The organism is Streptomyces sp. NPDC126497 (assembly GCF_040302425.1).
Lineage (GTDB): Bacteria > Actinomycetota > Actinomycetes > Streptomycetales > Streptomycetaceae > Streptomyces.
The window spans coordinates 13,089-36,608 of the sequence record NZ_JBEORT010000040.1 but is presented as its reverse complement, the minus strand read 5'-3'; the positions used below and the strand labels follow the sequence as shown (position 1 = coordinate 36,608).

Genomic DNA, 23,520 nt, shown 5'->3' with positions numbered 1-23,520 from the left:
CGTCTCGCCTATGGTTCCCGCATGACCACTCCCGCGCACATCGCCATGTTCTCCATCGCCGCCCACGGGCACGTGAACCCGAGCCTCGAGGTGATCCGCGAGCTCGTGGCGCGCGGTCACCGGGTCACGTACGCGATCCCGCCGCTGTTCGAGGAGAAGGTCGCCGGGACCGGCGCCGAGCCCAAGCTGTGGAACAGCACGCTGCCCGGCCCCGACGACGACCCGGAGGCCTGGGGCTCCACGCTGCTCGACAACGTGGAGCCGTTCCTCGCCGACGCGATCCAGGCGCTCCCGCAGCTCGTCGAGGCCTACGAGGGCGACACCCCCGACCTCGTCCTGCACGACATCACCTCCTATCCGGCCCGCGTGCTCGCCCACCGCTGGGGCGTGCCCGCCGTCTCCCTCTCGCCGAACCTCGTCGCCTGGGACGGGTACGAGAAGGAGGTCGCCGAGCCGATGTGGGAGGAGCCGAAGAGGACCGAGCGGGGGCAGGCCTACTACGCCCGCTTCCGGGCCTGGCTGGAGGAGAACGGGATCACCCTGCACCCGGACGACTTCGCGGGCCGCCCCGACCGCTCGATCGTCCTGATCCCCAAGGCGCTGCAGCCCCACGCCGACCGGGTCGACGAGAGCGTGTACTCCTTCGTCGGGGCCTGCCAGGGCGACCGGAGCGCCGAGGGCGACTGGCGGCGGCCCGCCGGGGCCGAGAAGGTCGTCCTGGTGTCGCTCGGTTCGTCCTTCACCAAGCAGCCGGCCTTCTACCGGGAGTGCGTCAAGGCGTTCGCGGACCTGCCCGGCTGGCACCTGGTGCTCCAGGTCGGCAAGCACGTCGACCCCGCCGAGCTGGGGGACGTGCCGGAGAACGTCGAGGTGCGGTCCTGGGTGCCGCAGCTCGCGATCCTCAAGCAGGCCGACCTGTTCGTCACCCACGCCGGGGCCGGCGGCAGCCAGGAGGGACTGGCCACGGCCACCCCGATGATCGCCGTACCGCAGGCCGTGGACCAGTTCGGCAACGCGGACATGCTCCAGGGGCTCGGGGTGGCCCGGCACGTCCCGGCGGACGAGGCGGAGGCCGAGGTGCTGAGGGCGGCGGCCCTCGCCCTCGTCGACGACCCGGAGGTCGCCCGGCGGCTGAAGGGGATCCAGGCCGGGATGGCGCAGGAGGGCGGTACCCGCAGGGCGGCCGACCTGATCGAGGCGGAGCTGCCCACGCGGCGCTGAGGCGGCTGCGGGCGGCCGGGCGGGGGCGGGTCCCACTCACCCGCGTTCGCGGGGGCACCGCTGCGCCCGGGCGGGGGCACCCCGATCGCCCCGGGGGTACCTCCCAGGCCCTTGAGGCGCCGGGGAGGCACGATTGGCCCGCAGCGGAATGAAGGGCCCGGCGGAAACCCGCCGGGCCCTTCTCGCCGCGTGCCTACCGGATCACACCGGCACCCGCTGCCCCTCGTCGTCCCGCGACACCGGCGGCGCCACCGCCTCCGGCGACTCGTCGTGGGTGAGGTCGGGCATCCGGTGCAGCCACTTCGGCAGGTACCAGTTGCGCTCGCCGAGCAGCGTCATCACCGCGGGCAGCAGCACGCCCCGGATGACCGTCGCGTCGATCAGCACCGCCGCCGCCAGGCCGACGCCCATCTGCTTCATGGACTGCATGGACAGCGTCCCGAAGATCCCGAACACGGCGACCATGATGACCGCGGCGCTGGTGACCACGCCGGCCGTGGTGACCACACCGTGCCGGACCGCGTCCCGCGTGCTGCGGCCCCGCAGCCGGGCCTCGCGGATCCGGGAGACCACGAACACGTGGTAGTCCGTCGACAGGCCGAACAGGATCACGAAGAGGAACAGCGGCAGCCACGTGATGATCGCGCCGACGCCCTCCGCGCCCACCAGGGACGCGCCCCAGCCGTGCTGGAAGACCGCCACGAGGATGCCGTACGCGGCGCCCACCGACAGCAGGTTCAGCACGATCGAGGTGACCGCGACCGTCAGCGAGCGGAACGACAGCAGCATCACCAGGAAGGCGAAGACCACCACGAAGGCGAAGACCGGGACCACGGAGCCGACCAGTTGGTCGTTGAAGTCCTTGTTCCCGGCGACCTGCCCGGTGATCGGAGCCTCGACCCCGTCGACCTTCCCGAGCGTGGCGGGCCGCACCTCGTCGCGCAGCGTCTCCAGGCTCTCGCCCGCCTTGTCCTGGTCGGAACCGCCCACCAGCGGCACGTAGACGAGAGCGACGTTGCGCCGGTCGTGCAGCTTGATCTCGACCGGGCCGCGCGAGGCGCCCGAACTCACGGCCCGCTCACGGAAGTCGGCGAGCGCCGCCGTCACCTCGGGCGCGTTGATGTCGTCCGCCCTGACGACCACCTCGGCCGGCTCGGAGCCGCCCGGGAAGGCCTCGTTGACCCGGTTGTACGTCTGCACGATCGGCAGCGAGTCGCCGAACTCCTGGTCCAGGGTGAGGTTCTGCGTCTTCATCCCGATCGCCGGAGCGGCCACCGCCAGCAGCGCGCCGGTCGCCACCACGACCGACAGCACCGGCCTGGCGAGCACCCGCTTCAGCACGGCCGTCCAGAACCGGCTGTCACCGCTGCCGCCGGTGCGGCGCCGGCGCAGGAACGGCACCCTGCCCTTCTCGACCCGCTCGCCCAGCAGCGACAGGAGCGCGGGCAGGACGGTGACGGAACCGACCATGGCGACCGCCACGACCATCAGCGAGGCCAGGCCCATCGCCTCGAACTCGGCGAGCCCGGTGAACAGCATGCCCGCCATGGCGACGCACACCGTGACACCGGAGACGACGATCGCGCGGCCGCTGGTGGCGGCGGCGATCCGCAGCGCGGTCCCCGCGTCCCGGCCGGCCGCCCGCTCCTCACGCTCGCGGCGCAGGTAGAACAGGCAGTAGTCGACCCCGACGGCCAGGCCGACCAGCAGCATCACCGAGTTCGCGGTCTCGCTCATCGGCTGCAGATGGCTGACCAGGCCCATCAGGCCCATCGTCGCCATGATCGCGGTGATCGCCAGCGCCACCGGCAGCAGCGCCGCCACCAGCGCGCCGAACGCGATCAGCAGGATGCCGAGGGCCACCGGCACCGCGGAGTACTCGGCCTTCTTGAAGTCGTCGCCGAACGCGTCGTCGAACGTCTTCATCATGCTGGCGCCGCCGATCTCCTCGATCCGCAGCGACCCGTGGTCCTCCTGGACCTCCTCCACGGCGTCCAGCACCGGCTCGATCCGCTCACCGGCGGTGTCCGAGTCACCCCGCATGTCGAACTGGACCAGCGCGCTGCGCCCGTCCTTCGCGATGGTGTCGCTCTCGTACGGCGAGGTGACGTCCGTGGCCTCGCCGGTCCTCTCCACGGCCGTGACGACCGCGTCGACCGCCGCCCGGAACTCGGCGTCCGTGGCCGTGAGGCCCTCGTCCTTCGCCTGGACGAGCACGGTCTCACCGGCCGGCTCCTCGATGCCGGCGTCCTCGATGATGCGGGCGGCGGTGCTGGTCTCTCCCTTGAGCTGATCGCTGTCGCCGACGTCGACCCGGCCCGCGGCCGAACCGAGTCCCATCGCCAGCACGACGAACAGCACCCAGATGCCGACGGCCGCCCAGCGGTGCCGGGCGCTCCAGCCGCCGGCCCGTGCGGCGAGGCCCCGCACCCGTGACTCTCCGTTCCCCATGACGGGCTCGCTCCCTCGTGTTCGGCAGCGACCCCCTGCCGCCACCTGACACTTTCGAAGGTAGGGGCCGGATAAACCCGTCTCGTCGTGCTGTCCGGTGAAGCTCCGGTACCCCGGGTCGTCCCATCGGCGCCCGGCTCCTCCCCCCTGGGGAGGACACCGGTCCCCTACACGTATCCAAACGTGTCGGGGCCGGTGATCAGGGTTCCGGTGCGCCACCGCGGCCGGGCACACCCCCACCGGGTACGAGGGCCGTCCTAGGGCCTCTCGTTTGGATCATGTCGGCGTCGCGGGGCTTGGCACGCGCATCTGCCGCGTTGTCGTCAGTTGCCAACGCTCCGCGTTGGCGCCCTCCTCCGCCTTGCATCTGCACGCACCAAGCCCCGCTCGGGTCGGCCACGACGCACCGTCGGTCGCGGCCGACCTGATCCAAACGAGAGGCCCTAGGGTGTGCGCATGGCGACGACGAGATACGCGGCGCTGCTGCGCGGGATCAACGTGGGCGGCAGCAGGAAAGTCCCGATGGCCGAACTGCGCACCCTGATGGAGGGCCTCGGCCACGACGGGGTGCGCACCCATCTGCAGAGCGGCCAGGCGGTGTTCACCGCCGCGCACGGCGACGAGGAGTCCCTGGCCGCCGGGCTGTCGGCGGCGATCGAGCGGCACTTCGGCTTCGCCGTGGACGTGATCGTGCGCGACCACGCCTATCTGAAGGGGATCGTCGACGCCTGCCCGTTCCCGGCCGGCGGGCTGGAGCCCGGACAGCTCCACGTCACCTACTTCTCCGCGCCCGTCACCCCCGACCGCTTCGCCGAGCTCGACCCGCAGGCGTACCTCCCCGAGGAGTTCCGCCTCGGCGACCGCGCGCTCTACCTGTACGCCCCGGACGGCCTGGGCCGCTCGAGACTCGCCGAGCACCTGGCCAGGCCCCGCGTCAACAGGGGCGTCGTCGCCACCAGCCGCAACTGGAACACGGTGACGAAGCTCGTGGAGCTCACCGAGGGCTGAGGTCAGGCGCCGACCGCCGCGAGCAGCGGCGTCCGCGCCTCGTCGTACCGCTCCAGCAGCACCCGCGCCACCTCCGGCGCCGGGCCCAGCACGTCCGCGAGGACGTCCGCCTCCGCGGCGCCCCGGGCGATCCGGTCCGGGAGGAAGCCGGGGGCCAGGACGTACGGGGCGACGGCGACCCGGGCGCAGCCGAGGGCGCGCAGTGCGCGCACCGCCTGCTCGGTGCGGGGCAGGGATGCGGAGGCGAACGCGGGCCGCACGGCGCACCAACCGGTGTGCCGCCACTCCCGCGCGATTGCTGCGATCACCGCGATCGCCTCCGGGTCGGAGGACCCCGCCGAGGCCAGGACGACCCCGGTCGAGGACTTGTCGGCGGGCGTCAGGCCCGCCTCGTACAGCCGGCGCTCCAGCGCCGACAGCAGCAGCGGGGACGGGCCCAGCACCTCGGCCTGGCGGATCCGCAGCCGCGGCGGCGCCTCGGCCAGTACCGCCGGGATGTCCGACTTGGCGTGGAAGGCGCGGGTCAGCAGCAGCGGGAGGGCGACCACGTCGCGGACGCCCTCCGCGTCCAGGGACTCCAGCACCCCTTTGACGGAGGGGACGTTGAAGTCCAGGAACCCGGTCTCCACCCGCAGTCCCGGCCGCAGCGACCGCACCCGCCGCACCAGTTCGTGCACGGTCGCGGCGTGCCGCGGATCGCGGCTGCCGTGGGCGACGACGAGAAGGACCGGACGGCGCATGGTGTCCCTCAGCCCTTCACCAGCAGACCGCGGCTGCGCAGCACCCACCGCTCCAGCGGACTGAAGATCAGCAGGTCGATGGCGATGCCGACGGTCAGGATCAGCAGGATGGCCTCGAAGACCATGGCCATGTCGCTGGCGTTGCGGCCGTTCTCCAGCAGCTGGCCGAGGCCCACGCCGAGGTCCGGGAAGGACGCGATGATCTCCGCGGCCATCAGCGAACGCCAGGAGAACGCCCAGCCCTGCTTCAGGCCCGCCACATAGCCCGGCAGCGCGGCCGGCAGCACGATGTGCCAGGTGCCCTTCAGCCCCGTCGCGCCCAGCGTGCGGCCGGCCCGCAGGAACAGCGGCGGCACCTGGTCGACGCCGGAGACCAGGCCGTTGGCGATCGAGGGGACCGCGCCGAGCAGGATGACGGCGTACATCATCTGGTTGTTCAGGCCCAGCCAGATCACCGCCGGCGGCACCCACGCCACCGACGGCAGCGACTGCAGCCCGGACAGGATCGGTCCGATCGCCGCGCGCACGAACTTCACCCGCGCCACCAGCAGCCCCAGCGGGGTGCCGATCAGCAGCGCGAAGAAGAAGCCGAGCAGGCCGCGCGAGACGCTGGTCCAGATGTAGCCGAGCAGCTCGCCCTGGAGCCACGCCTCACGCAGGACGTCCCAGACGGCGCCCGGCGAGGGCAGCTTGGTCGGGTCGTCGACGATCTCGAAGGAGACCAGGGCCTGCCACACCGCCAGCACCAGCACGATGGCGATGACCGGCGGCAGGATCTTCTCCACGAAGGTCTGCCGCAGCGGCTTGCGTCCGGTCTGCACCGTCTCCAGTGCGTCGAGGCCCGCCTCCAGACCGGCGAGGTCGCCCCCGTCCCTGTCCTTCGCGGTCGTCTCAGTGCTGGCCATGACGGCGGATCTCCCCACGGAGTTCTTCGGTGATCTCGACGGACAGTTCCGCCACGGCGGTGTCCTCGATGCGGCGCGGGTGCGGGATGCCCACCGTCCACTCGCGGGCGATCCGGCCCGGACGGGACGACAGCAGCACCACCCGCTGCGCGAGCCGGACGGCCTCGCGCACGTTGTGCGTGACGAACAGGACGGACAGCCGGGTCTCGCGCCAGATCCTGGTCAGCTCGTCGTGCAGCACGTCCCGCGTGATGGCGTCCAGTGCCGCGAACGGCTCGTCCATCAGCAGCAGCCGGCTGTCCTGGGCGATCGCCCGGGCCAGCGCCACGCGCTGCCGCATACCGCCGGACAGCTCGTGCACCCGCTTGCCGTGGGCGCCCTTCAGCCGGACCAGCTCCAGCAGCTCCTCGGCCCGTTCGCGGCGCTCGTTCTTCTGCACGCCCCGCAGCTTCAGGGCGAGTTCGATGTTCTTGCCCGCGGTCAGCCACGGGAAGAGGGCGTGTTCCTGGAACATCAGGGCCGGCCGGCCGTCCGTGCTGATCGTGCCGGCCGTGGGGCGGTCGAGCCCCGCGACCAGGTTGAGCAGCGTGGACTTGCCGCAGCCCGAGGCACCCAGGAGGGTGACGAACTCACCGGGTGCGACATCGAGGGTGATGTCGTCCAGCACCAGCTGCTGTCCGGCGGGGCCCGCGAACGACTTCGAGACGTGCTCGATGCGGGCGGCGTGGGTGGCCGTCCCGGTGCCGTCGGCGGCCTTGGCGAGGGTCGTGGCCATGGTCGTCACCTCCTGGGAACTCTTCGTGGTCCGGGCTTACTTGACGCCGAGTCCGGCGTCGTCGACAGCCGGTTCGCCGGCGGTCTTCAGGACCTCGTTGAGCAGCGTGAGGTCATAGATGCCGTCCAGGTCGGGCCGCTCCAGCAGGCCCGCCTTGACTGCGTGCTCCGCCTGGGCGTCGAGCGTGGCGGCCAGCGGGTCGTCGGTGAACGTGATCGACTCCCACGCCGGGTCCAGCACCTCGGCGGGCAGCGCCTTGCCGGAGTCCTTCTCCAGCTGCTCGTTGGCGACGGTCTTCGCCTCGTCCGGGTGGGCGGTGATCCACCGGTTGGTCTCGACGGACGCCTTCAGCACCGCCTCGACGGCCTTCGGGTGCTTCTCCAGGAACTCCTGGCGCACGATGATGTTCGTGATCACGAACTTCCCGTCCGGCCACAGGGACGCCTCGTCCAGCAGCACCTCGCCGCCCTGCGCGACCAGCTTCGACGCGGTCGGCTCCGGCACCCAGGCGCCGTCGATCGAACCGGCCTTGAACGCGTCCGGGGTGACCTTGTTGTCGCTGCGGACGACCGTGACGTCGCCCTTGCCGCTCTGGGCGTCGACCTTCCAGCCCTGCTCGGCCGCCCAGTTGAGGAACGCCACGTCCTGGGTGTTGCCGAGCTGCGGGGTCGCGATCCGTTTGCCCCTGACGTCCTTCAGGGACGTCACCTTGTCCGGGTTCACCACGAGCTTGACCCCGCCGGACGCCGAGCCGCCGATGATGCGCAGGTTCTTGCCGCCGGACTTGGTGTAGCCGTTGATGGCCGGGGAGGGGCCGATGAAGCCGATGTCGATGGAACCGGAGTTGAGCGCCTCGATCTCCGAAGGACCCGCGTTGAAGATCGCGTACTTCGCCTCCGTGGCGCCGAGTCCCTTCTGGAACAGGCCCTTCTTGTTCCCCACCAGCGCGGTGCCGTGGGTGAGGTTGCCGAAGTAGCCGATCCTGACGGAGTCGAGACCGTCGATCTTCTTCGCCCCGGCGGCGACCTTCGCGGAGTCGTCGTCCTTGGCCTGGGACCCGTAGCCGCAGGCGGCCAGGGCGAGCAGCGGAAGCGCGGTCATCACCGCGAGGGTACGGCGCAGGGCGGTCGTGGCAGGCACGGGAGGTGTTCCTCTCGCAGGGCCCGGCGGTCACGGTCCTGGTCTGTCAGGCCGTGGCCGGGAAGTCGGCAGGTTTTCGTCTACGGCGGTGGGGGGTGAGGGCGCGCGAGCGGTGCGCGTACGTCAGCGCACACATCGGTCGACCCCGCCCTGCCCGCTGCCGAGAGCACCGCTGCCGACGCGGCCGCCCTCCTTCGCGAACCCGGAGTAGAAATCGGTGGGGTCCATGCTCAGAAGTCCCACCCGTCGTCCTCGGCCGCGTCCTTGACGGGCTCCGGTGCGGCGAAGGACTCACCGACCATGCCGGCGGTGAGCGTGGTGCCGTCGCTGGGGTCGATGAGGATGAACGAACCGGTGCGCCGCGAGTCCGCGTAGGAGTCGGCGGGCAGCGGTTCGGCGGTACGGATCTTCACCCGGCCGATGTCGTTGGCGGCGAGGGTGCCGGGGTGCGGGTGCAGCGACAGGTCGTCCAGCGTCAGCCGGGACGGGATGTCCTTGACGATCGCCTTGACGGTGCGGGTCCCGTGCTTGAGCAGCACCCGGTGGCCGACGGTCAGCGGCTGGTCGGCGACGTGGCACACGGTGGCCTCGACGTCCTGCGAGGTGGCCGGCGCGTCCTTGGTGGGGACGATCAGGTCACCGCGGGAGATGTCGATGTCGTCGGCCAGCAGCAGCGTCACCGACTGCGGCGTCCACGCGACGTCGACCGGCGTGCCCAGCAGGTCGATCCCGGTGACCGTCGTCGTGCGGCCGGACGGCAGCACGGTCACCTCGTCGCCCACCCGGAAGGTGCCCGCAGCGATCTGGCCGGCGTAGCCCCGGTAGTCGGGGTGCTCGGCGCTCTGCGGCCGGATCACGTACTGCACGGGCAGCCGGGCGTGGCAGTGCGCCAAGTCGTGGCTGACCGGGACGGTCTCCAGGTGCTCCAGCACGGTCGGTCCGCCGTACCAGTCCATGTGGGCGGAGGGCTCCACCACGTTGTCGCCGACCAGGGCCGAGATCGGGATCGCGGTGACCTCCGGGACGCCCAGCTCGGTCGCGTACGCCGTGAACTCCTCGGCGATGCCCGCGAACACGGGCTCCCGGTAGTCGACCAGGTCCATCTTGTTGACGGCGAGGACGACGTGCGGGACGCGCAGCAGGGCGGCGATGGCGGCGTGCCGGCGGGTCTGCTCGACGACGCCGTTGCGGGCGTCGACCAGGATCACCGTCAGCTCGGCGGTGGAGGCGCCGGTGACCATGTTCCGCGTGTACTGCACGTGGCCCGGGGTGTCGGCGAGGATGAACCGCCGCCGGGGCGTGGCGAAGTAGCGGTAGGCCACGTCGATGGTGATGCCCTGCTCCCGCTCGGCCCGCAGGCCGTCGGTGAGCAGCGCGAGGTCGGGCGCCTCCTGCCCGCGGCTGGCCGACGCGCGCTCCACGGCCTCCAGCTGGTCGGTGAGGACCGACTTGGAGTCGTGCAGCAGCCGGCCCACCAGGGTGGACTTGCCGTCGTCGACGGAGCCGGCGGTGGCGAACCGCAGCAGGGTGGTGGCCGCGAGCTCCTCGGTGGTGATGGTGCTCATGTCTAGAAGTACCCCTCGCGCTTGCGGTCTTCCATCGCGGCCTCGGAGAGCTTGTCGTCGGCGCGGGTGGCACCGCGCTCGGTGAGCCGGGAGGCGGCGATCTCGGTGATCACCTTCTCGATGGTGTCGGCGTCGGAGTCCACCGCGCCGGTGCAGGACATGTCGCCCACGGTGCGGTAGCGCACGAGCCGCTTCTCGACCCTCTCGCCGTCCTTCGGACCGCCCCACTCGCCGGCGGTCAGCCACATGCCGGAGCGCCGGAACACCTCGCGCTCGTGCGCGTAGTAGATCTCCGGCAGTTCGATGCCCTCGCGGGCGATGTACTGCCACACGTCCAGCTCGGTCCAGTTGGACAGCGGGAAGACGCGGACGTGCTCACCGGGGGCGTGCCGGCCGTTGTACAGGTTCCACAGCTCGGGGCGCTGGCGGCGCGGGTCCCACTGGGAGAACTCGTCGCGCAGCGAGAACACCCGCTCCTTGGCGCGGGCCTTCTCCTCGTCGCGGCGCCCGCCGCCGAACACGGCGTCGAACCTCTCGCTCTGGATCTTCTCGGTGAGCGGCAGGGTCTGCAGCGGGTTGCGGGTGCCGTCGGGACGCTCCTTGAGCACCCCGCGGTCGATGTAGTCCTGCACGGAGGCGACGTGCAGCCGCAGCCCGTGCTTCGCGACCGTGCGGTCGCGGTAGTCGAGGACCTCCGGGAAGTTGTGCCCGGTGTCCACGTGCAGCAGCGAGAAGGGGACCGGCGCCGGGGCGAAGGCCTTCAGCGCCAGGTGCAGCATGAGGATGGAGTCCTTGCCGCCGGAGAACAGGATCACCGGCTTCTCGAACTCGCCCGCCACCTCGCGGAAGATGTGCACCGCCTCGGACTCGAGGGCGTCCAGGTGGGAGAGGGCGTACGGGCTGTCCGTACCCTCTTCGACGGTGGCGACGGTCGTCATGCCAGTCCCCTTTCGCTGAGCAGGGCGTGCACCGACGCCGCGGACTCCTGCACGGTCTGGTTCTGGGACTCGATCCGCAGATCGGGCGTCTCGGGCTCCTCGTACGGGTCGTCCACACCGGTCAGCCCGGTGAGCTCGCCCGCGGCCTGCTTGGCGTACAGGCCCTTCACATCGCGTACGGAGCACACCTCGACCGGGGTCGCCACGTGCACCTCGACGTACGGCGTGCCGTTCGCCCCGTGCCGCTTTCGGACCGCGTCCCGGCTGTCCGCGTACGGCGCGATGACCGGAACCAGCGCGAGGACGCCGTTGCGGGCGAGCAGTTCGGCGACGAAACCGATGCGCTGCACGTTGGTGTGCCGGTCCTCGCGGGTGAAGCCGAGGCCCGCGGAGAGGAACTCGCGGATCTCGTCGCCGTCGAGCACCTCGACCCGGCGGCCCTGCTCGCGCAGCCGGCCCGCCAGCTCGTGGGCGATGGTGGTCTTGCCCGCACTCGGCAGACCCGTGAGCCAGACGGTGGCTCCGGTCGTCACGTGGTTCTCCTGGATCTCGGTGGTGGTCGTCATGTCAGCCGTGCAGCCCGCACTCGGTCTTGGCGCGGCCCGCCCAGCGGCCGGCGCGGGCGTCCTCGCCCTGGAGCACCCGACGGGTGCAGGGCGCGCAGCCCACGGAGGCGTAGCCGTCCATCAGCAGCGGGTTGGTGAGGACGCCGTGCTCGTCGACGTACGCCTGCACGTCCTCCTGCGACCACTTCGCGATGGGGGAGACCTTCACCTTCCGCCGCTTCTCGTCCCAGCCGACGACCGGGGTGTCCGCCCGGGTCGGGGACTCGTCGCGGCGCAGGCCGGTCGCCCAGGCCGCATAGCCCTTCAGACCCTCCTCCAACGGCTGGACCTTGCGGAGCCTGCAGCACAGGTCGGGGTCGCGGTCGTGCAGCTTCGGGCCGTACTCCGCGTCCTGCTCGGCGACCGTCTGCCGCGGGGTCAGCGTGATGACGTTCACGTCCATCACGGCCTCCACCGCGTCCCGGGTGCCGATGGTCTCCGGGAAGTGGTAGCCGGTGTCGAGGAACACCACGTCGACGCCGGGCATCGCGCGGGAGGCGAGGTGGGCGACGACCGCGTCCTCCATCGAGGAGGTCACGCAGAACCGCTTGCCGAAGGTCTCGGCGGCCCACCGGAGGATCTCCAGGGCGGAGGCGTCCTCCAGGTCCCGGCCCGCCCGCTCGGCCAGCGCCTTCAGTTCCTCGGTGGTGCGCTCTTCCTGGACAGCCGTCATGTCCGGTCCCCTCCCGCGTCGGATCGCTGGATCCCCCGGGCCAGCAGCCCGAGGAACTTCAGCTGAAAGGCTCGGTTGCACGCGCCGCATTCCCACGCCCCATGGCCCTGCTCGCCGGGGCGCAGGTCCTCGTCCCCGCAGTAGGGGCAGTGGAACGGCGCCGCACGCTCGCTCACGACAGGGCCTCCTCCGACGCGCGGCCGACCCAGGTCGCGAACCGCTCGCCGTCCGCGCGCTCCTCCTGGAAGCGCTTGAGGACCCGCTCGATGTAGTCGGGCAGCTCGTCCGCGGTCACCTTCAGACCGCGGACCTTGCGGCCGAAGCCGGCCTCCAGGCCGAGGGCGCCGCCGAGGTGCACCTGGTAGCCCTCGACCTGCTGCCCCCGCTCGTCGAGCATCAACTGGCCCTTGAGGCCGATGTCCGCCACCTGGATACGGGCGCAGGCGTTCGGGCAGCCGTTGAGGTTGATGGTGATCGGCTCGTCGAAGTCCGGGATGCGGCGCTCGAGTTCGTCGATCAGCGAGGCGCCGCGCGCCTTGGTCTCGACGATGGCGAGCTTGCAGAACTCGATGCCGGTGCAGGCCATGGTGCCGCGCCGGAACGGGGAGGGCCGGGCGCTGAGGTCCAGCGCCTCCAGGGACTCGACGAGGGAGTCGACCCGGTCCTCCTCGACGTCGAGGATGATCATCTTCTGTTCGACGGTGGTACGGACCCGGCCGGAGCCGTGTGACTCCGCGAGGTCCGCGATCTTCGTGAGGGTGGTGCCGTCGACCCGGCCGACCCGCGGGGCGAAACCGACGTAGTGGCGGCCGTCCTTCTGCCGGTGCACACCGATGTGGTCGCGCCACTGCTGCACCGGCTGCTCGGGCGCGGGCCCGTCGGTCAGCCTGCGCCCCAGGTACTCGTCCTCCAGCACCTGACGGAACTTCTCCGGACCCCAGTCGGCGACCAGGAACTTCAGACGGGCCCGGTTGCGCAGCCGGCGGTAGCCGTAGTCGCGGAAGATCGACAGGACGCCCTCGTAGACGTCGGGGACGTCCTCCAGCGGCACCCAGGTGCCCAGCCGCACACCCAGCTTGGGGTTGGTGGACAGTCCGCCGCCGACCCACAGGTCGAAGCCCGGACCGTGCTCGGGGTGGCGGACGCCGACGAACGCGACGTCGTTGATCTCGTGCACCACGTCGAGGACGGGTGAGCCGGAGATGGCCGTCTTGAACTTCCGGGGCAGGTTCGAGTACGCCTTGTTGCCCAGGACGCGGCGCTTCATCTCCTCCAGCGCCGGGGTGCCGTCGATGATCTCGTCCTCGGCGATGCCGGCGACGGGGGAGGCGATCATCACGCGCGGGGTGTCGCCGCAGGCGGTGACCGTGGACAGGCCGACGGCCTCCAGCCGGTCCCAGATCTCGGGGACGTCCTCGATCCGGATCCAGTGGTACTGGACGTTCTGCCGGTCGGTGATGTCGGCGGTGCCGCGCGCGAACTCCTGCGAGATCTCGCCGATGACCCGCAGCTGCTGAGTGGTGAGCGCCCCGCCGTCGATGCGCACCCGCATCATGAAGTACTCGTCGTCCAGCTCCTCCGGCTCCAGGACCGCGGTCTTGCCGCCGTCGATCCCGGGCCTGCGCTGGGTGTACAGACCCCACCAGCGCATCCGGCCGCGCAGGTCGCTGGGGTCGATCGAGTCGAAACCGCGCTTGGAGTAGAGCGTCTCAATGCGTGTCCGCACATTGAGACCGTCATCGTCCTTCTTCACCTGCTCGTTGCCGTTGAGCGGGGTGAAGTGGCCCGCGGCCCACTGTCCCTCTCCGCGGTGACGGCTCACCTTGCGGCGGGGAGTCGCGGAGGCAGGCTGCTGCGCGACGGCAGGGTTCTGCGGGGTGGCGGCCATGGTTGATACGTCCTTCGGGACAGCGGTGGGTGGCGGCGGCGCGCGGCGCCGTCGGTGAGGGGCGGTGGTCGGGCGGCGGGAGGGGCTCTGACCTGCGCGGGTGCGCGCACGGGTGCGAGTGCGCGTCATTGCGCGGGGGGTGGAGCGAGGAGGGGGTGCCGGGTGCTCTCAGCGCGCCGGACAGATGGCGCTGGACATGCGGCCGAGGTCGACGTGCCGCCGACTCACCAAGGCGATTCCAGTTCCAGACATGACGGAAGCGTGGCACGGCGATCTGGACACAGTCCAGCTTCATCCAGAATGCGGACACCCTTGTCTCGAAGAGAGAGACAAGGGTGTCCTTGGTCACATGCGCCGCAGGCGGTCTTGTCCGTGCTGGTCAGACGGGGTAGGCCCCGGGCCACGGACCCGGATTCGGCACTTCCGGTTCCTCCTCGACCGTGGTGTCGAACAGGGTGAAGCCGCGGCGCCGGTAGTTGTCCAGGGCGTACGCGCCGTCCTTGCTGCAGGTGTGCAGCCACACCCGCGTGGTCGGCTTCCGCCCCGGCCGGCGGTCCGCCAGGTCCCAGGCGCGGGCCGTGCCGTACGACAGCAGGTGCCCGCCGATGCGCCGCCCCCGGAAGGCGGGCAGCAGCCCGAAGTAGACGATCTCGACGACCCCGTCCTCCTGGGCCTCCAGCTCCACGTACCCGGCGGGCGTCCCCCGGTCGTAGGCGACCCAGGTCTCCACCTCGGGCCGGTCCAGGTGCTCCAGCCACCGCGCGTACGTCCAGCCCAGCCGGTCGGTCCAGCGGATGTCCCCGCCGACCGAGGCGTACAGGAAACGGCTGAACTCGGGGGAGGGCACCTCGGAGCGGACGACCCGCACGTCCCCCTCGGGCACGGCGGCCGGAAGGAGGTCGGTGGGCGCGGTCTGCTCCAGGGACCAGGTGGTCACGGAGATGGTCGTCATGCCCGAAAGGGAACCATCCGGCACGAGCCCCTGTCGAACGCCCGACCGGGACGCCGACGGGTCCTAGGGCCTCTCGTTTGGATCAGGTCGGCCGCGACCGACGGTGCGTCGTGGCCGACCCGAGCGGGGCTTGGTGCGTGCAGATGCAAGGCGGAGGAGGGCGCCAACGCGGAGCGTCGGCAACTGACGACAACGCGGCAGATGCGCGTGCCAAGCCCCGCGACGCCGACATGATCCAAACGAGAGGCCCTAGTCCAGGGAACGGTCGACCGAGGCCAGCGGCAGGGCGAACAGCATCCGGCCGGACTGGGACCACACCTCGCCGGTCTCCTCCCAGTAGGACAGGGACGCCGCCAGGTCGCTCCAGCAGCGGTGCGTCTCGTCCGCGCCGCACCGGGTGGGGCGCGCCCCGTCCGCGTCCTGCCGCCACAGCGTGCCGCGTTCGTCCGGCGTCCCGGTCAGCCGGCCCAGGTACCAGCCCGACCGGTACGACAGCACGCTGCGCACGTCGGTCAGCTCCGTCTCGTACATCTCGACCGGGTCCGCGTCGAGCAGTCCCGCGCGCTCCGGTCCGGTGCCGAACGCGTACCGCCACAGCCGGGTCGGCCCGTCCTCGTCCGCGGGCAGCGCCTCGTGCGCCACCAGGCTGTCGGGCGCGGTGCTGCGGTCCAGGGAGATGCCGCCCGGCCGGGGCGCGCCGGCCCCGCCCGTCCGGTAGGAGGCGACGGCCGGCAGCACGTACCGCGCCCCGGCCGCCGACCAGCCGCCGGGCACCCGGCCCACCGACGTGCCGTCCGCGGTGGCCCGCTGGATCCGTTCGACGTCGTACACGTAGAGCGTGCTGTCGTCCGCGGGCCCGGCGGTGACCAGCAGTTTGTCCTGGTACCAGACCATGCCGGACACGGCGGAGCCGAGCCCGCGGTAGTCGCGGCCGCCGTCCACCGGAACGGCCAGCAGGGCCCAGGTGTAACGGAGGCCGTCCGGGTCGCCGGCGTCCACGAAGGCGACCCGGGCGAGACCGTCCTCGGACGGTGTGCCGGTGCCGCGGCTCCACCCGGAGAGGATCACCCGGTGCCCGCCCCAGCGGCCGTCGTCGTCCGCGTCCCCGGAGGTGGTGACCGCGCCGGACCGCCAGCCGTCGGTGTCGGCGGCCGGCCAGCAGTACGCGCGGGTCGCGACGGGCTCGACCGGCAGGGCACGCCGGTCGTCGGCCGTGCAGTCCTCCGCGTCGCCCAGGGAGCCGTCGGGATCGGCGAGCACGGAACCGACGCCGACCGGCCGGCCCATCCCCTCGGAGAGCCGGTCCAGGACGGCACGCGGCACCCGCCGCTCGGTCAGCCGCAGCGGCGCGGTCTCGGCGGACGAGGTGAGCGGCCTCAGCGCGCCGGGGTCGTCGGCGTCGGTGGCCTGGGAGGCGCTGATCATGGTGGCGGCCGCGGTCAGCGCGAGGGCGGTCCCGGCCAGCGCCGCCCGCAGCGCCCTGCCCCGCCTGCGCCGGCGGTGTCTGCCGCGATGCTTCATGACGTCCTCCCGAGACGAGCCAACTGCGTCCGGTGGTCCGAGGGTTGACCGTGGAGCAGATGGGGTGGCCCGTACCGGGATGCTACGGCAGTCGCCCGGCCCGGGGGAGGAAGACCCCGCGAATATGTGAAACAGCGACCTTCCGGGGGCGCCCCCGGGCACGTCCGTACGGCCCGTGCGGCCCCGGCGGACGTCAGGCGCCCCGCACCGGCCGACGCCGGCGGCCCGGGGCCGGGGCCGTCGTGTGGGGGAGCGGGGCGTCGGGGTCGTCCGGGAGGAGGACCTCCACCTCCGCGCTCTCCGCGAAGCGGTAGGGACGGTGGTCCAGGAGGGGCCCCAGGTAGCGGCGCACGCGGGACATCTCCGCGCGCACCGTCACCGTGCGGGCCGGGTCGCCGAAGACGTCCCGGGCGAGGTCGGCGGCACTGCGCCCGGTGCGGTGCACGGCCAGCAGGTACAGCAACCCGGCGTGCCGGGGGCTCAGTTCCCGGGTCCAGGAGCCGGCCCCGCCGGACACCTCCACCGACCGGCGGCGCGGCTCCCTGAGGTCCAGCACGATCCGGGACGCGGCACGTGCCGCCGGTTCGTCCGCCGCCCGCACCAGCCAGCCCCCGGCCAGCGGCTCCAGCGAGCAGCGGCCCAGCGCCGGCAGCCACCGCGTGCCCGCCGACACCGACGCGGGCAGCGCCAGCCGCTCCGTGTACGGCATCCCGGTCACCGCGGCCGTCCAGCCCTGCCGGTCCACGACCAGCGCACGCCCGCCGATCCGGGCCAGCACCGGCGCCGCCACCGCGCGCAGCCGCTCCAGCGACCGCAGGTGCGTCTCCCGCAGCCGCGCCTCGGCGAGCTTGGCCACCGAGTCGACCCACGCCAGGGTGGCCGGATGCATCGTCTCCAGCGGCCCGCTGACGTCCACCACGCCGATCAGCCGTCCGTCCCGCGGATCGGTGATCGGCGCCCCGGCGCACGTCCAGGTGGCGTGCGACCGCACGAAGTGCTCGGCGGCGAACACCTGCACGGGGCGCCGGGTCACCGCGGGCGTCCCCACGCCGTTGGTGCCGACGACCTCCTCACGCCAGTCCGCGCCGATCTCGAAGCCCAGCCCGTCCGCCTTGCGCAGCACCGCCGCGCTGCCCTCCCGCCACAGCACCCGGCCCTCCTCGTCGGCCACCACCATGATGTGACGGGTGACGTCCGCGACCGACAGCAGCCCCTCCCGCAGCACCGGCAGCACGTGCCGCAGCTCCGAGGTCTCCCGCCGCCGCTGCACCTCCTCCCGGGACAGCAGACCGCTGCGGAAGCCGTGGTCCGGGTCCACGCCGCTGCGCAGCATCCGCTCCCAGGACTGCCCGATCACCGGGCGGGGAGCCACGGGCACGCGCTGCCCGGAGAGCGCGGCGGAGCGGACCTCGTCGAGCACCCGCGCCGCACGCGCCGTGTCGACCGCGGCCAGGTGCGTCACGTCCATCGGCGAGAGCGCCACCGGTCCCCTCCCGGAAGAAAGACTGTCGGTCCCATCCTGCCGTCCGCCCCGGGACGGACGCCCGGCACGGCCACCGCGACACCCGTTGCAACCCCTTGCAACCCTGGTGGAGGGCCCCCCGCTGCCGGAGACTTGGGCCGACGCCGTCCCGAGCGGCGTCCACGGCCCGCAAGGGCCCGTGCGGCGGGGGTGGTGCCGTGTCGGCGCGGCACCACCCCCGCGATCTGCCCGACGGCCGGCCGCGCGGTTCCCCGCGCCCCTCGGCCGGCGGTCGCGCCCCTCGGCCGGCGGTCGCGCCCCTCGGCCGGGCTGCCGAGCCCCTCAGGACACCGGCCGGGCCCGCTCCACCACCGACGCCAGGGCCGGCGTGTACGGCAGCGTCCCGAACGCCGCGCCCCCGTCCCCGCCCAGCCGCGCCGCACAGAACGCGTCCGCCACCTGCGGCGGCGCGTACCGCACCAGCAGCGATCCCTGCAGCACCAGCGCGAGGCGCTCCGTCAGCCGTCGCGCCCGCCCCTCGACGCCCTCCAGGTCGGCCAGCTCCGTCAGCAGGCCCTTGATCGCCCCGTCCAGCCGGTGGTCCGCCCCGCGCGCCCGCCCGACCTCCCGCAGATACGCGTCCAGTGCCGCCGGCTCCCGGCGCAGCGCCCGCAGCACGTCCAGCGCCTGGACGTTGCCCGCGCCCTCCCAGATCGAGTTCAGCGGCGACTCCCGCACCAGCCGCGGCATCCCCGACTCCTCGACGTACCCGTTGCCGCCCAGGCACTCCGCCGCCTCCACCGCGAGCGGCGCGCACCGCTTGGTCACCCAGTACTTCGCCGCCGGCACCGCGATCCGCAGCAGCGCCCGCTCCTGCTCGCCGCCGTCGTCGTACGCGGCCGCCAGCCGCAGCGCCAGCGTGGTGGCCGCCTCCGACTCCAGCGCCAGGTCGGCCAGCACGTTGCGCATCAGCGGCTTGTCGACGAGCCTCCCGCCGAACGCCTCCCGGTGCGCGCAGTGGTGCACCGCCTGCGCCACCGCCTGCCGCATCAGCCCCGCCGAGCCCAGCACGCAGTCCAGCCGGGCCGCCGCCACCATCCCGACGATGGTGCGCACCCCCCGCCCCTCCTCGCCGACCCGGCGCGCCCACGTCCCGGCGAACTCGACCTCGGCCGACGCGTTGGACCGGTTGCCCAGCTTGTCCTTCAGCCGCTGGATGAGGAACACGTTGCGGGTGCCGTCCTCCAGCACCCGCGGCACCAGGAAACACGTGAGCCCGCCGGGCGCCTGCGCCAGCACCAGGAAGGCGTCCGACATCGGCGCCGAGCAGAACCACTTGTGCCCGGTCAGCTCGTACGCGCCGTCCTCGGCCAGCGGGCGCGCCGCCGTCGTGTTCGTCCGTACGTCGCTGCCGCCCTGCTTCTCCGTCACGCCCGTCCCGAACAGGGCGCCGGGCTTCCGGCCCGGCGGCCGCAGGGCACGGTCGTAGATCGTCGACGTCAGCCGGGGCTCCCACTCCGCCGCCAGCTCCGGGTCGGTGCGCAGCGCGGGGACCGCCGCGTGGGTCATCGACAGCGGGCCGCCGTTGCCGGCCTCCACCTGCGTCCACACCAGGAACGCCGCCGCCCGCCGCACGTGCCCGCCCGGCCGCCCCCAGGCCGCCGTCAGCCCCGCCGAGACGCCCTTGCCGAGCAGCCGGTGCCAGGCGGGGTGGAAGTCGACCTCGTCGATCCGGTGGCCGTAGCGGTCGTGGGTGCGCAGCCGCGGCGGGTTCCCGTCGGCCTGCGCCCCCCACTCCTGCACCTGCGCGGACCCGGCGGTCCGCCCCAGCCCCGACAGCTCGGAGAGGCCCTCCTCCAGCACCTCCGGGTCCAGGTGCCGCTCGACCGCCTCCACCAGGGCGCGGTCGGCGCCGAACACGTCGTACTGCACCAGCGGCGGAGCCTGGTTGGTCACGGTGTGCGTGCTGCCTGCCATGCGTCGAACGTACCCTGCGGCGGTCCCGCCTCACCCGGCGTTCCTCCTGGGGTGAGTGCGACCTGGCACGACGGATACCTTTAGGACGTGCAGCCAGCAAGTGAATCCCCCGACGCGCCCACCGGCCGCCTCCACCGGGCCCGGGCCCTCTACCGGAACGTCTCCAAACGCAGGACCGCCTGGCTGCTGCTGAAGGACACCGTCAACTCGTGCATCGAGTACCGCATCCTGGGCCTGGCGGCCGAGGCGGCGTTCTTCACGCTGCTGTCGGTGCCCCCGCTGCTGCTCAGCCTGATCGGACTGCTCGGCTACGTCGACGCCTGGACCGGCGCCGACACCATCCAGAGCGTGCAGCGCAACCTCCTGGACGCCTCCCACACGGTGCTGTCCGACCGGGGCGTGACGGAGGTCGCCGAACCGATTCTGCGGGACGTCACCAAGGGCGGCCGGCCCGACGTGATCTCCCTCGGCTTCCTGATCGCCGTGTGGTCGGGCTCCCGCGCGGTGAACGTCTTCATCGAGACCATCACCGTCATGTACGGCCTCGACGGCGTGCGGGGCATCGTCAGGACCCGGCTGCTGGCCTTCCTGCTGTTCATCGTGGCCCTGCTGATCGGCTCCGTCGCGCTGCCCCTGATGGTGGCGGGACCGGACGCGGTGGTCCGGGTGGTGCCCTGGTCGACGACGCTCGTCCAGATCCTCTACTGGCCGGTCGTGATCCTGCTCTCCGTCGCCTTCCTGACCACGCTGTACCACGTCTCCGTGCCGGTGCGCTCCCCGTGGATCGAGGACGTGCCCGGCGCGCTGGTCGCCCTCGCCATGTGGGTGCTCGGCAGCTTCCTGCTGCGGCTCTACCTGACGAACACCGTCGAGGGCCCCACCATCTACGGCTCCCTCGCCGCCCCCGTCGCCGTGCTGCTGTGGATCGGCGTGTCCGCGTTCGCCGTGCTCGTCGGCGCCGCGGTCAACGCGGCCATCGACCGGGTCTGGCCGGCCGCCGCGACCGCCGCGGCCCGCGAGGCCAACGAGCGGATGCGGCAGGCGCAGGTCGCCGAGTACGTCGCCCGCACCGCCGCGGCCGGCGAGGCCGATCCCGACATGCCCTCCGAGTTCCCCGAACGCTGGTCCCGCTTCCTGCCCCCGGAGGACCTCACGGCCCGGCTGCGCGCCCACGCGAAGTCCGCCCCCCCGAGGAACGGCGAGGGCCCGCCCCGCGAGGAGAAGTGAGGGGGTGCCCCGGAGGGACCGGAGCCGGCCCCTCCGGCGTTCGGGGAGCGGGACCGGGGGCCCCGGCTCACGCCTCCCGGGTGCCGGCCGCCGCGCGGCTCCTGCTCGGACTCCTCCGGGGTGACCGGCCCCCGGCGGTCGACGGGCCCGTCCGCGTGGACGAACAGGTCGGTCAGGTGGTGGCCCCGGTTGCGGAGCAGGACGTGCCGCCACGTCCCGGGGACGCGTACGCCGTCCGCCGTGCGGCAGGTGATCCGGCTGCCGCCCGTCCGCCCGTTCCGGGGCGGCCGCGCGGGCTCCCCGCCGCCGGGTTCGCGGCGCCCGCCGCATAGGCTCTCGCCCATGGCCGCCCCCGCACGCCCCGCGCTCCTCGTCTACACCCGCACCACCGACTACCGGCACGCCTCCATCCCCGCCGGGGTCGCCGCCCTGCGCGCCCTCGGCGGCTTCGCCGTCGACGCGACCGAGGACCCGGCCGCCCTCGAGGGACGGCTCGACCGCTACGCCGCCGTCGTCTTCCTCTCCACCAGCGGCGAGGTGCTCACCCCGGCCGGGCGGGAGCGGCTCGCGGCGTACGTCGAGGCGGGCGGCGGGTTCGTCGGGGTGCACGCCGCCGCCTGCACGGAGTACGACTGGCCGTACTACGGCGAACTCCTCGGCGCCCGCTTCGACCGGCACCCCGCCTTCCAGCCGGGCCGTGCCGTCGTCGAGGACCACGGCCACCCGGCGACCCGGCACCTGCCCGCCGTCTGGGAGTTCACCGACGAGTGGTACGACTTCCGCACCGACCCGCGCACCGCCGGCGTGCGGGTCCTGCTCTCCGCCGACGAGTCGTCGTACGAGGGGGGCGGGATGGGCGACGGCCACCCGCTGGCCTGGTGCCGCCGGCAGGGCGCGGGCCGCGTCTTCTACACCGCCCTCGGCCACGCCGCCGAGGCCTACGCCGACCCCGCCTTCCGCGCCCATCTGCGCGGCGGCGTCGCCTGGGCGGCCGGGACGGGCGAGCAGCTCAGTCCGGGCGGTGGGCCGTCGTGACCTGACCGTCCGGTGCCGGGGCCCCGGCGCCGGACGCGGCGATCACCTCGGAGCGGCGGCCGTCCCGGTTCAGGAGGCCGCCGGTGAGGGCGAGGCCGAGGCCGGCCACGGCGAGGACGGCGCCGACCAGGGCGGGGGAGGTCCAGCCCCAGCCCGCCGAGAGGGCCAGGCCGCCGAGCCAGGCGCCGCCCGCGTTGGCCAGGTTGAAGGCGGAGTGGTTGGAGGCCGCCGCCATCGTCGGGGCCTCCTTCGCCTTGGCCATCAGCAGCATCTGGACGGGCGTGGTGATGAGGGAGCCCAGCGCGCCGATGAAGGTGATCGTCACCAGGGCGGGCCAGGTGCTGTGGACGGTGAAGGAGAACGTCACCAGGGACGCGGCGAGCAGGGCGAGCCCCGCGTACAGCGTCGGACGCAGCGCGCGGTCCGTGAGCGGGCCCGCGACCAGCGTGCCGAGCGTCATGCCGACGCCGTAGAGCGCGAGCACCAGGGTGGTCGAGGACTCGGAGACGCCCGTCACGTGGGTCAGGATGGGCACCAGGTAGCTGTAGACGGCGAAGAAGCCGCCGAATCCCACCACGGCGACGGCCAGGCCGATCGCCACCTGCCGGTTGCCCATCGCCCGCAGCTCGTGCCGGATGCCGGACTTCCCGCCGCGGGGCTGGTGGGGGACGAAGAGGGCCAGCGCGGCGAGGGCGGCGAGACCGATGACGGCGATCGCGAGGAAGGCGGACCGCCAGCCCAGCTGCTGGCCGAGGGCGGTGCCGGCCGGGACGCCGACGATGTTCGCGACGGTGAGTCCGAGGAACATCCTCGAGACGGCGCGCGCGGCCCGGTCGGGGGCGACCAGCCGGGAGGCCACGACGGCGCCCACGCCGAACAGCGCCCCGTGCGGCAGCCCGGTCAGGAAGCGGGCGCCGAAGAGCAGGCCGTAGGTGGGGGCCAGCGCGGACGCGACGTTGCCGACCACGAACAGTCCGGACAGGAGCAGCAGCAGCCGCTTGTGGGGCACGCGCGCGCCGATGCCCGTCAGCACGGGGGCGCCGACGACGACGCCGAGCGCGTAGGCCGAGACGAGGTTGCCGGCGTCCGGCACGGAGACGCCGACCCCGTCGGCGATCTGGGGCAGCAGCCCCATGGTGGCGAACTCGGTCGTGCCGAGACCGAACGCGACGACGGCCAGGGCCAGCAGAGCCAGTGGCATGGTGCGGGGAAACCTTTCGAAGACGGCGGGCCGGATCAGGGAGGGGCCGGGGTCGCCCCCGGCTCTCGTGACCGGACGCGCTGAGCGCCGTTGCCCCGCGCACCCCGGGACAGGGGAAGCCCATAAGAGGTGGAGCAAGGACGGCGGGCCGCGCATTCCAAGATCGGGCCGCACACCGCCGTGAGCTGTGTCACGGTCACGCCGTACCGGGCGGGGCACCGCCCTCCGGCCCCGCC

The 23,520-nt window shown here is 73.0% G+C and carries 21 protein-coding genes and 1 pseudogene; 4 read left to right on the top strand and 18 right to left on the bottom strand.

Annotated features, from left to right (window positions below; translation table 11 throughout):
* Positions 1 to 21 precede the first annotated feature (21 nt).
* A complete protein-coding gene (mgt, locus tag ABTY20_RS18460) occupies positions 22 to 1,221 on the top strand; it encodes a macrolide-inactivating glycosyltransferase (RefSeq protein ID WP_351998055.1) in 1,200 nt (399 codons plus the stop codon).
* A 201-nt stretch (positions 1,222 to 1,422) separates the two neighbouring features.
* On the opposite strand, the gene ABTY20_RS18455 is transcribed toward mgt, so the two are convergent.
* The gene (locus ABTY20_RS18455; RefSeq protein WP_351998054.1) at positions 1,423 to 3,672 is read right to left on the bottom strand and encodes an MMPL family transporter; all 2,250 of its coding nucleotides are present in this window, start codon (positions 3,670 to 3,672) and stop codon (positions 1,423 to 1,425) included.
* Positions 3,673 to 4,128: 456 nt separating this feature from the next.
* Here ABTY20_RS18455 and ABTY20_RS18450 point away from each other — a divergent pair, with 456 nt between their 5' ends.
* A complete protein-coding gene (locus ABTY20_RS18450) occupies positions 4,129 to 4,680 on the top strand; it encodes a DUF1697 domain-containing protein (protein ID WP_351998053.1) in 552 nt (183 codons plus the stop codon).
* A 2-nt stretch (positions 4,681 to 4,682) separates the two neighbouring features.
* Here the strand turns inward: ABTY20_RS18450 and ABTY20_RS18445 are convergent, their stop codons facing one another.
* The 15 genes from ABTY20_RS18445 to ABTY20_RS18375 form a co-directional block, all read right to left on the bottom strand.
* Complete coding sequence (locus tag ABTY20_RS18445) at positions 4,683 to 5,420, bottom strand: sirohydrochlorin chelatase (protein WP_351998052.1); 738 nt, start codon at positions 5,418 to 5,420, stop codon at positions 4,683 to 4,685.
* Positions 5,421 to 5,428: 8 nt separating this feature from the next.
* Positions 5,429 to 6,325, bottom strand: a complete 897-nt coding sequence (locus ABTY20_RS18440; RefSeq protein ID WP_351998051.1) for an ABC transporter permease — start codon at positions 6,323 to 6,325, stop codon at positions 5,429 to 5,431.
* On the bottom strand, positions 6,312 to 7,100 hold the full coding sequence (locus tag ABTY20_RS18435; RefSeq protein ID WP_351998050.1) for an ABC transporter ATP-binding protein: 789 nt from the start codon (positions 7,098 to 7,100) through the stop codon (positions 6,312 to 6,314). Before ABTY20_RS18435 ends, ABTY20_RS18440 begins: the two co-directional genes overlap by 14 nt.
* 36 nt (positions 7,101 to 7,136) lie before the next feature.
* Positions 7,137 to 8,240, bottom strand: a complete 1,104-nt coding sequence (locus ABTY20_RS18430) for an aliphatic sulfonate ABC transporter substrate-binding protein (protein WP_351998049.1) — start codon at positions 8,238 to 8,240, stop codon at positions 7,137 to 7,139.
* A 230-nt stretch (positions 8,241 to 8,470) separates the two neighbouring features.
* Positions 8,471 to 9,805, bottom strand: coding sequence for a sulfate adenylyltransferase subunit 1 (locus ABTY20_RS18425; RefSeq protein WP_351998048.1), 1,335 nt, complete (start codon positions 9,803 to 9,805; stop codon positions 8,471 to 8,473).
* A 2-nt stretch (positions 9,806 to 9,807) separates the two neighbouring features.
* The gene (gene cysD / locus ABTY20_RS18420; RefSeq protein ID WP_351998047.1) at positions 9,808 to 10,743 is read right to left on the bottom strand and encodes a sulfate adenylyltransferase subunit CysD; all 936 of its coding nucleotides are present in this window, start codon (positions 10,741 to 10,743) and stop codon (positions 9,808 to 9,810) included.
* On the bottom strand, positions 10,740 to 11,309 hold the full coding sequence (gene cysC, locus ABTY20_RS18415) for an adenylyl-sulfate kinase (RefSeq protein WP_351998046.1): 570 nt from the start codon (positions 11,307 to 11,309) through the stop codon (positions 10,740 to 10,742). The genes cysD and cysC overlap by 4 nt, the downstream gene beginning before the upstream one ends.
* 1 nt (position 11,310) lies before the next feature.
* A complete protein-coding gene (locus tag ABTY20_RS18410) occupies positions 11,311 to 12,021 on the bottom strand; it encodes a phosphoadenylyl-sulfate reductase (RefSeq protein ID WP_351998045.1) in 711 nt (236 codons plus the stop codon).
* The gene (locus ABTY20_RS18405; protein ID WP_351998044.1) at positions 12,018 to 12,197 is read right to left on the bottom strand and encodes a hypothetical protein; all 180 of its coding nucleotides are present in this window, start codon (positions 12,195 to 12,197) and stop codon (positions 12,018 to 12,020) included. Before ABTY20_RS18405 ends, ABTY20_RS18410 begins: the two co-directional genes overlap by 4 nt.
* Entirely contained in the window at positions 12,194 to 13,909 is a 1,716-nt protein-coding gene (locus ABTY20_RS18400) for a nitrite/sulfite reductase (protein WP_351998043.1), read from the bottom strand. The genes ABTY20_RS18405 and ABTY20_RS18400 overlap by 4 nt, the downstream gene beginning before the upstream one ends.
* Before the next feature lie 168 nt (positions 13,910 to 14,077).
* The gene (locus ABTY20_RS18395; protein WP_310591794.1) at positions 14,078 to 14,161 is read right to left on the bottom strand and encodes a putative leader peptide; all 84 of its coding nucleotides are present in this window, start codon (positions 14,159 to 14,161) and stop codon (positions 14,078 to 14,080) included.
* Positions 14,162 to 14,288: 127 nt separating this feature from the next.
* Positions 14,289 to 14,861, bottom strand: a complete 573-nt coding sequence (locus ABTY20_RS18390) for a GNAT family N-acetyltransferase (protein ID WP_351998042.1) — start codon at positions 14,859 to 14,861, stop codon at positions 14,289 to 14,291.
* Positions 14,862 to 15,110: 249 nt separating this feature from the next.
* Positions 15,111 to 16,382 carry a hypothetical protein gene (locus ABTY20_RS18385; protein WP_351998041.1) on the bottom strand — a complete coding sequence of 424 codons (1,272 nt, stop codon included), beginning with the start codon at positions 16,380 to 16,382 and terminating at the stop codon, positions 15,111 to 15,113.
* Positions 16,383 to 16,575: 193 nt separating this feature from the next.
* Positions 16,576 to 17,865, bottom strand: coding sequence for a GAF domain-containing protein (locus ABTY20_RS18380; protein ID WP_351998040.1), 1,290 nt, complete (start codon positions 17,863 to 17,865; stop codon positions 16,576 to 16,578).
* 321 nt (positions 17,866 to 18,186) lie between these two features.
* Positions 18,187 to 19,821: an acyl-CoA dehydrogenase family protein gene (locus ABTY20_RS18375; RefSeq protein WP_351998039.1), complete on the bottom strand. Its 1,635-nt coding sequence runs from the start codon at positions 19,819 to 19,821 to the stop codon at positions 18,187 to 18,189.
* Positions 19,822 to 19,908: 87 nt separating this feature from the next.
* Between ABTY20_RS18375 and ABTY20_RS18370 the strand changes: the two genes are divergently transcribed.
* Entirely contained in the window at positions 19,909 to 21,048 is a 1,140-nt protein-coding gene (locus ABTY20_RS18370) for a YihY/virulence factor BrkB family protein (RefSeq protein ID WP_351998038.1), read from the top strand.
* Positions 21,049 to 21,164: 116 nt separating this feature from the next.
* Here ABTY20_RS18370 and ABTY20_RS35385 read toward each other — a convergent pair.
* A pseudogene (locus tag ABTY20_RS35385) lies at positions 21,165 to 21,392 on the bottom strand (DUF7638 domain-containing protein); the annotation flags it as partial.
* On the opposite strand from ABTY20_RS35385, the gene ABTY20_RS18365 reads away from it, so the two are divergent.
* Positions 21,391 to 22,083, top strand: coding sequence for a ThuA domain-containing protein (locus ABTY20_RS18365; RefSeq protein WP_351998037.1), 693 nt, complete (start codon positions 21,391 to 21,393; stop codon positions 22,081 to 22,083). The pseudogene ABTY20_RS35385 and the gene ABTY20_RS18365 sit on opposite strands and share 2 nt — an antisense overlap.
* Here the strand turns inward: ABTY20_RS18365 and ABTY20_RS18360 are convergent.
* Positions 22,058 to 23,284: an MFS transporter gene (locus tag ABTY20_RS18360; RefSeq protein WP_351998036.1), complete on the bottom strand. Its 1,227-nt coding sequence runs from the start codon at positions 23,282 to 23,284 to the stop codon at positions 22,058 to 22,060. The genes ABTY20_RS18365 and ABTY20_RS18360 overlap by 26 nt on opposite strands.
* Positions 23,285 to 23,520: the final 236 nt, after the last annotated feature.

Coding starts and splice junctions, on each gene's coding strand:
- mgt (WP_351998055.1), top strand. CDS start 22: ATGACCACTCCCGCGCACATCGCCATGTTCTCCATCGCCGCCCACGGG.
- ABTY20_RS18455 (WP_351998054.1), bottom strand. CDS start 3,672: ATGGGGAACGGAGAGTCACGGGTGCGGGGCCTCGCCGCACGGGCCGGC.
- ABTY20_RS18450 (WP_351998053.1), top strand. CDS start 4,129: ATGGCGACGACGAGATACGCGGCGCTGCTGCGCGGGATCAACGTGGGC.
- ABTY20_RS18445 (WP_351998052.1), bottom strand. CDS start 5,420: ATGCGCCGTCCGGTCCTTCTCGTCGTCGCCCACGGCAGCCGCGATCCG.
- ABTY20_RS18440 (WP_351998051.1), bottom strand. CDS start 6,325: ATGGCCAGCACTGAGACGACCGCGAAGGACAGGGACGGGGGCGACCTC.
- ABTY20_RS18435 (WP_351998050.1), bottom strand. CDS start 7,100: ATGGCCACGACCCTCGCCAAGGCCGCCGACGGCACCGGGACGGCCACC.
- ABTY20_RS18425 (WP_351998048.1), bottom strand. CDS start 9,805: ATGAGCACCATCACCACCGAGGAGCTCGCGGCCACCACCCTGCTGCGG.
- cysD (WP_351998047.1), bottom strand. CDS start 10,743: ATGACGACCGTCGCCACCGTCGAAGAGGGTACGGACAGCCCGTACGCC.
- cysC (WP_351998046.1), bottom strand. CDS start 11,309: ATGACGACCACCACCGAGATCCAGGAGAACCACGTGACGACCGGAGCC.
- ABTY20_RS18410 (WP_351998045.1), bottom strand. CDS start 12,021: ATGACGGCTGTCCAGGAAGAGCGCACCACCGAGGAACTGAAGGCGCTG.
- ABTY20_RS18400 (WP_351998043.1), bottom strand. CDS start 13,909: ATGGCCGCCACCCCGCAGAACCCTGCCGTCGCGCAGCAGCCTGCCTCC.
- ABTY20_RS18395 (WP_310591794.1), bottom strand. CDS start 14,161: ATGTCTGGAACTGGAATCGCCTTGGTGAGTCGGCGGCACGTCGACCTC.
- ABTY20_RS18390 (WP_351998042.1), bottom strand. CDS start 14,861: ATGACGACCATCTCCGTGACCACCTGGTCCCTGGAGCAGACCGCGCCC.
- ABTY20_RS18385 (WP_351998041.1), bottom strand. CDS start 16,382: ATGAAGCATCGCGGCAGACACCGCCGGCGCAGGCGGGGCAGGGCGCTG.
- ABTY20_RS18375 (WP_351998039.1), bottom strand. CDS start 19,821: ATGGCAGGCAGCACGCACACCGTGACCAACCAGGCTCCGCCGCTGGTG.
- ABTY20_RS18365 (WP_351998037.1), top strand. CDS start 21,391: ATGGCCGCCCCCGCACGCCCCGCGCTCCTCGTCTACACCCGCACCACC.
- ABTY20_RS18360 (WP_351998036.1), bottom strand. CDS start 23,284: ATGCCACTGGCTCTGCTGGCCCTGGCCGTCGTCGCGTTCGGTCTCGGC.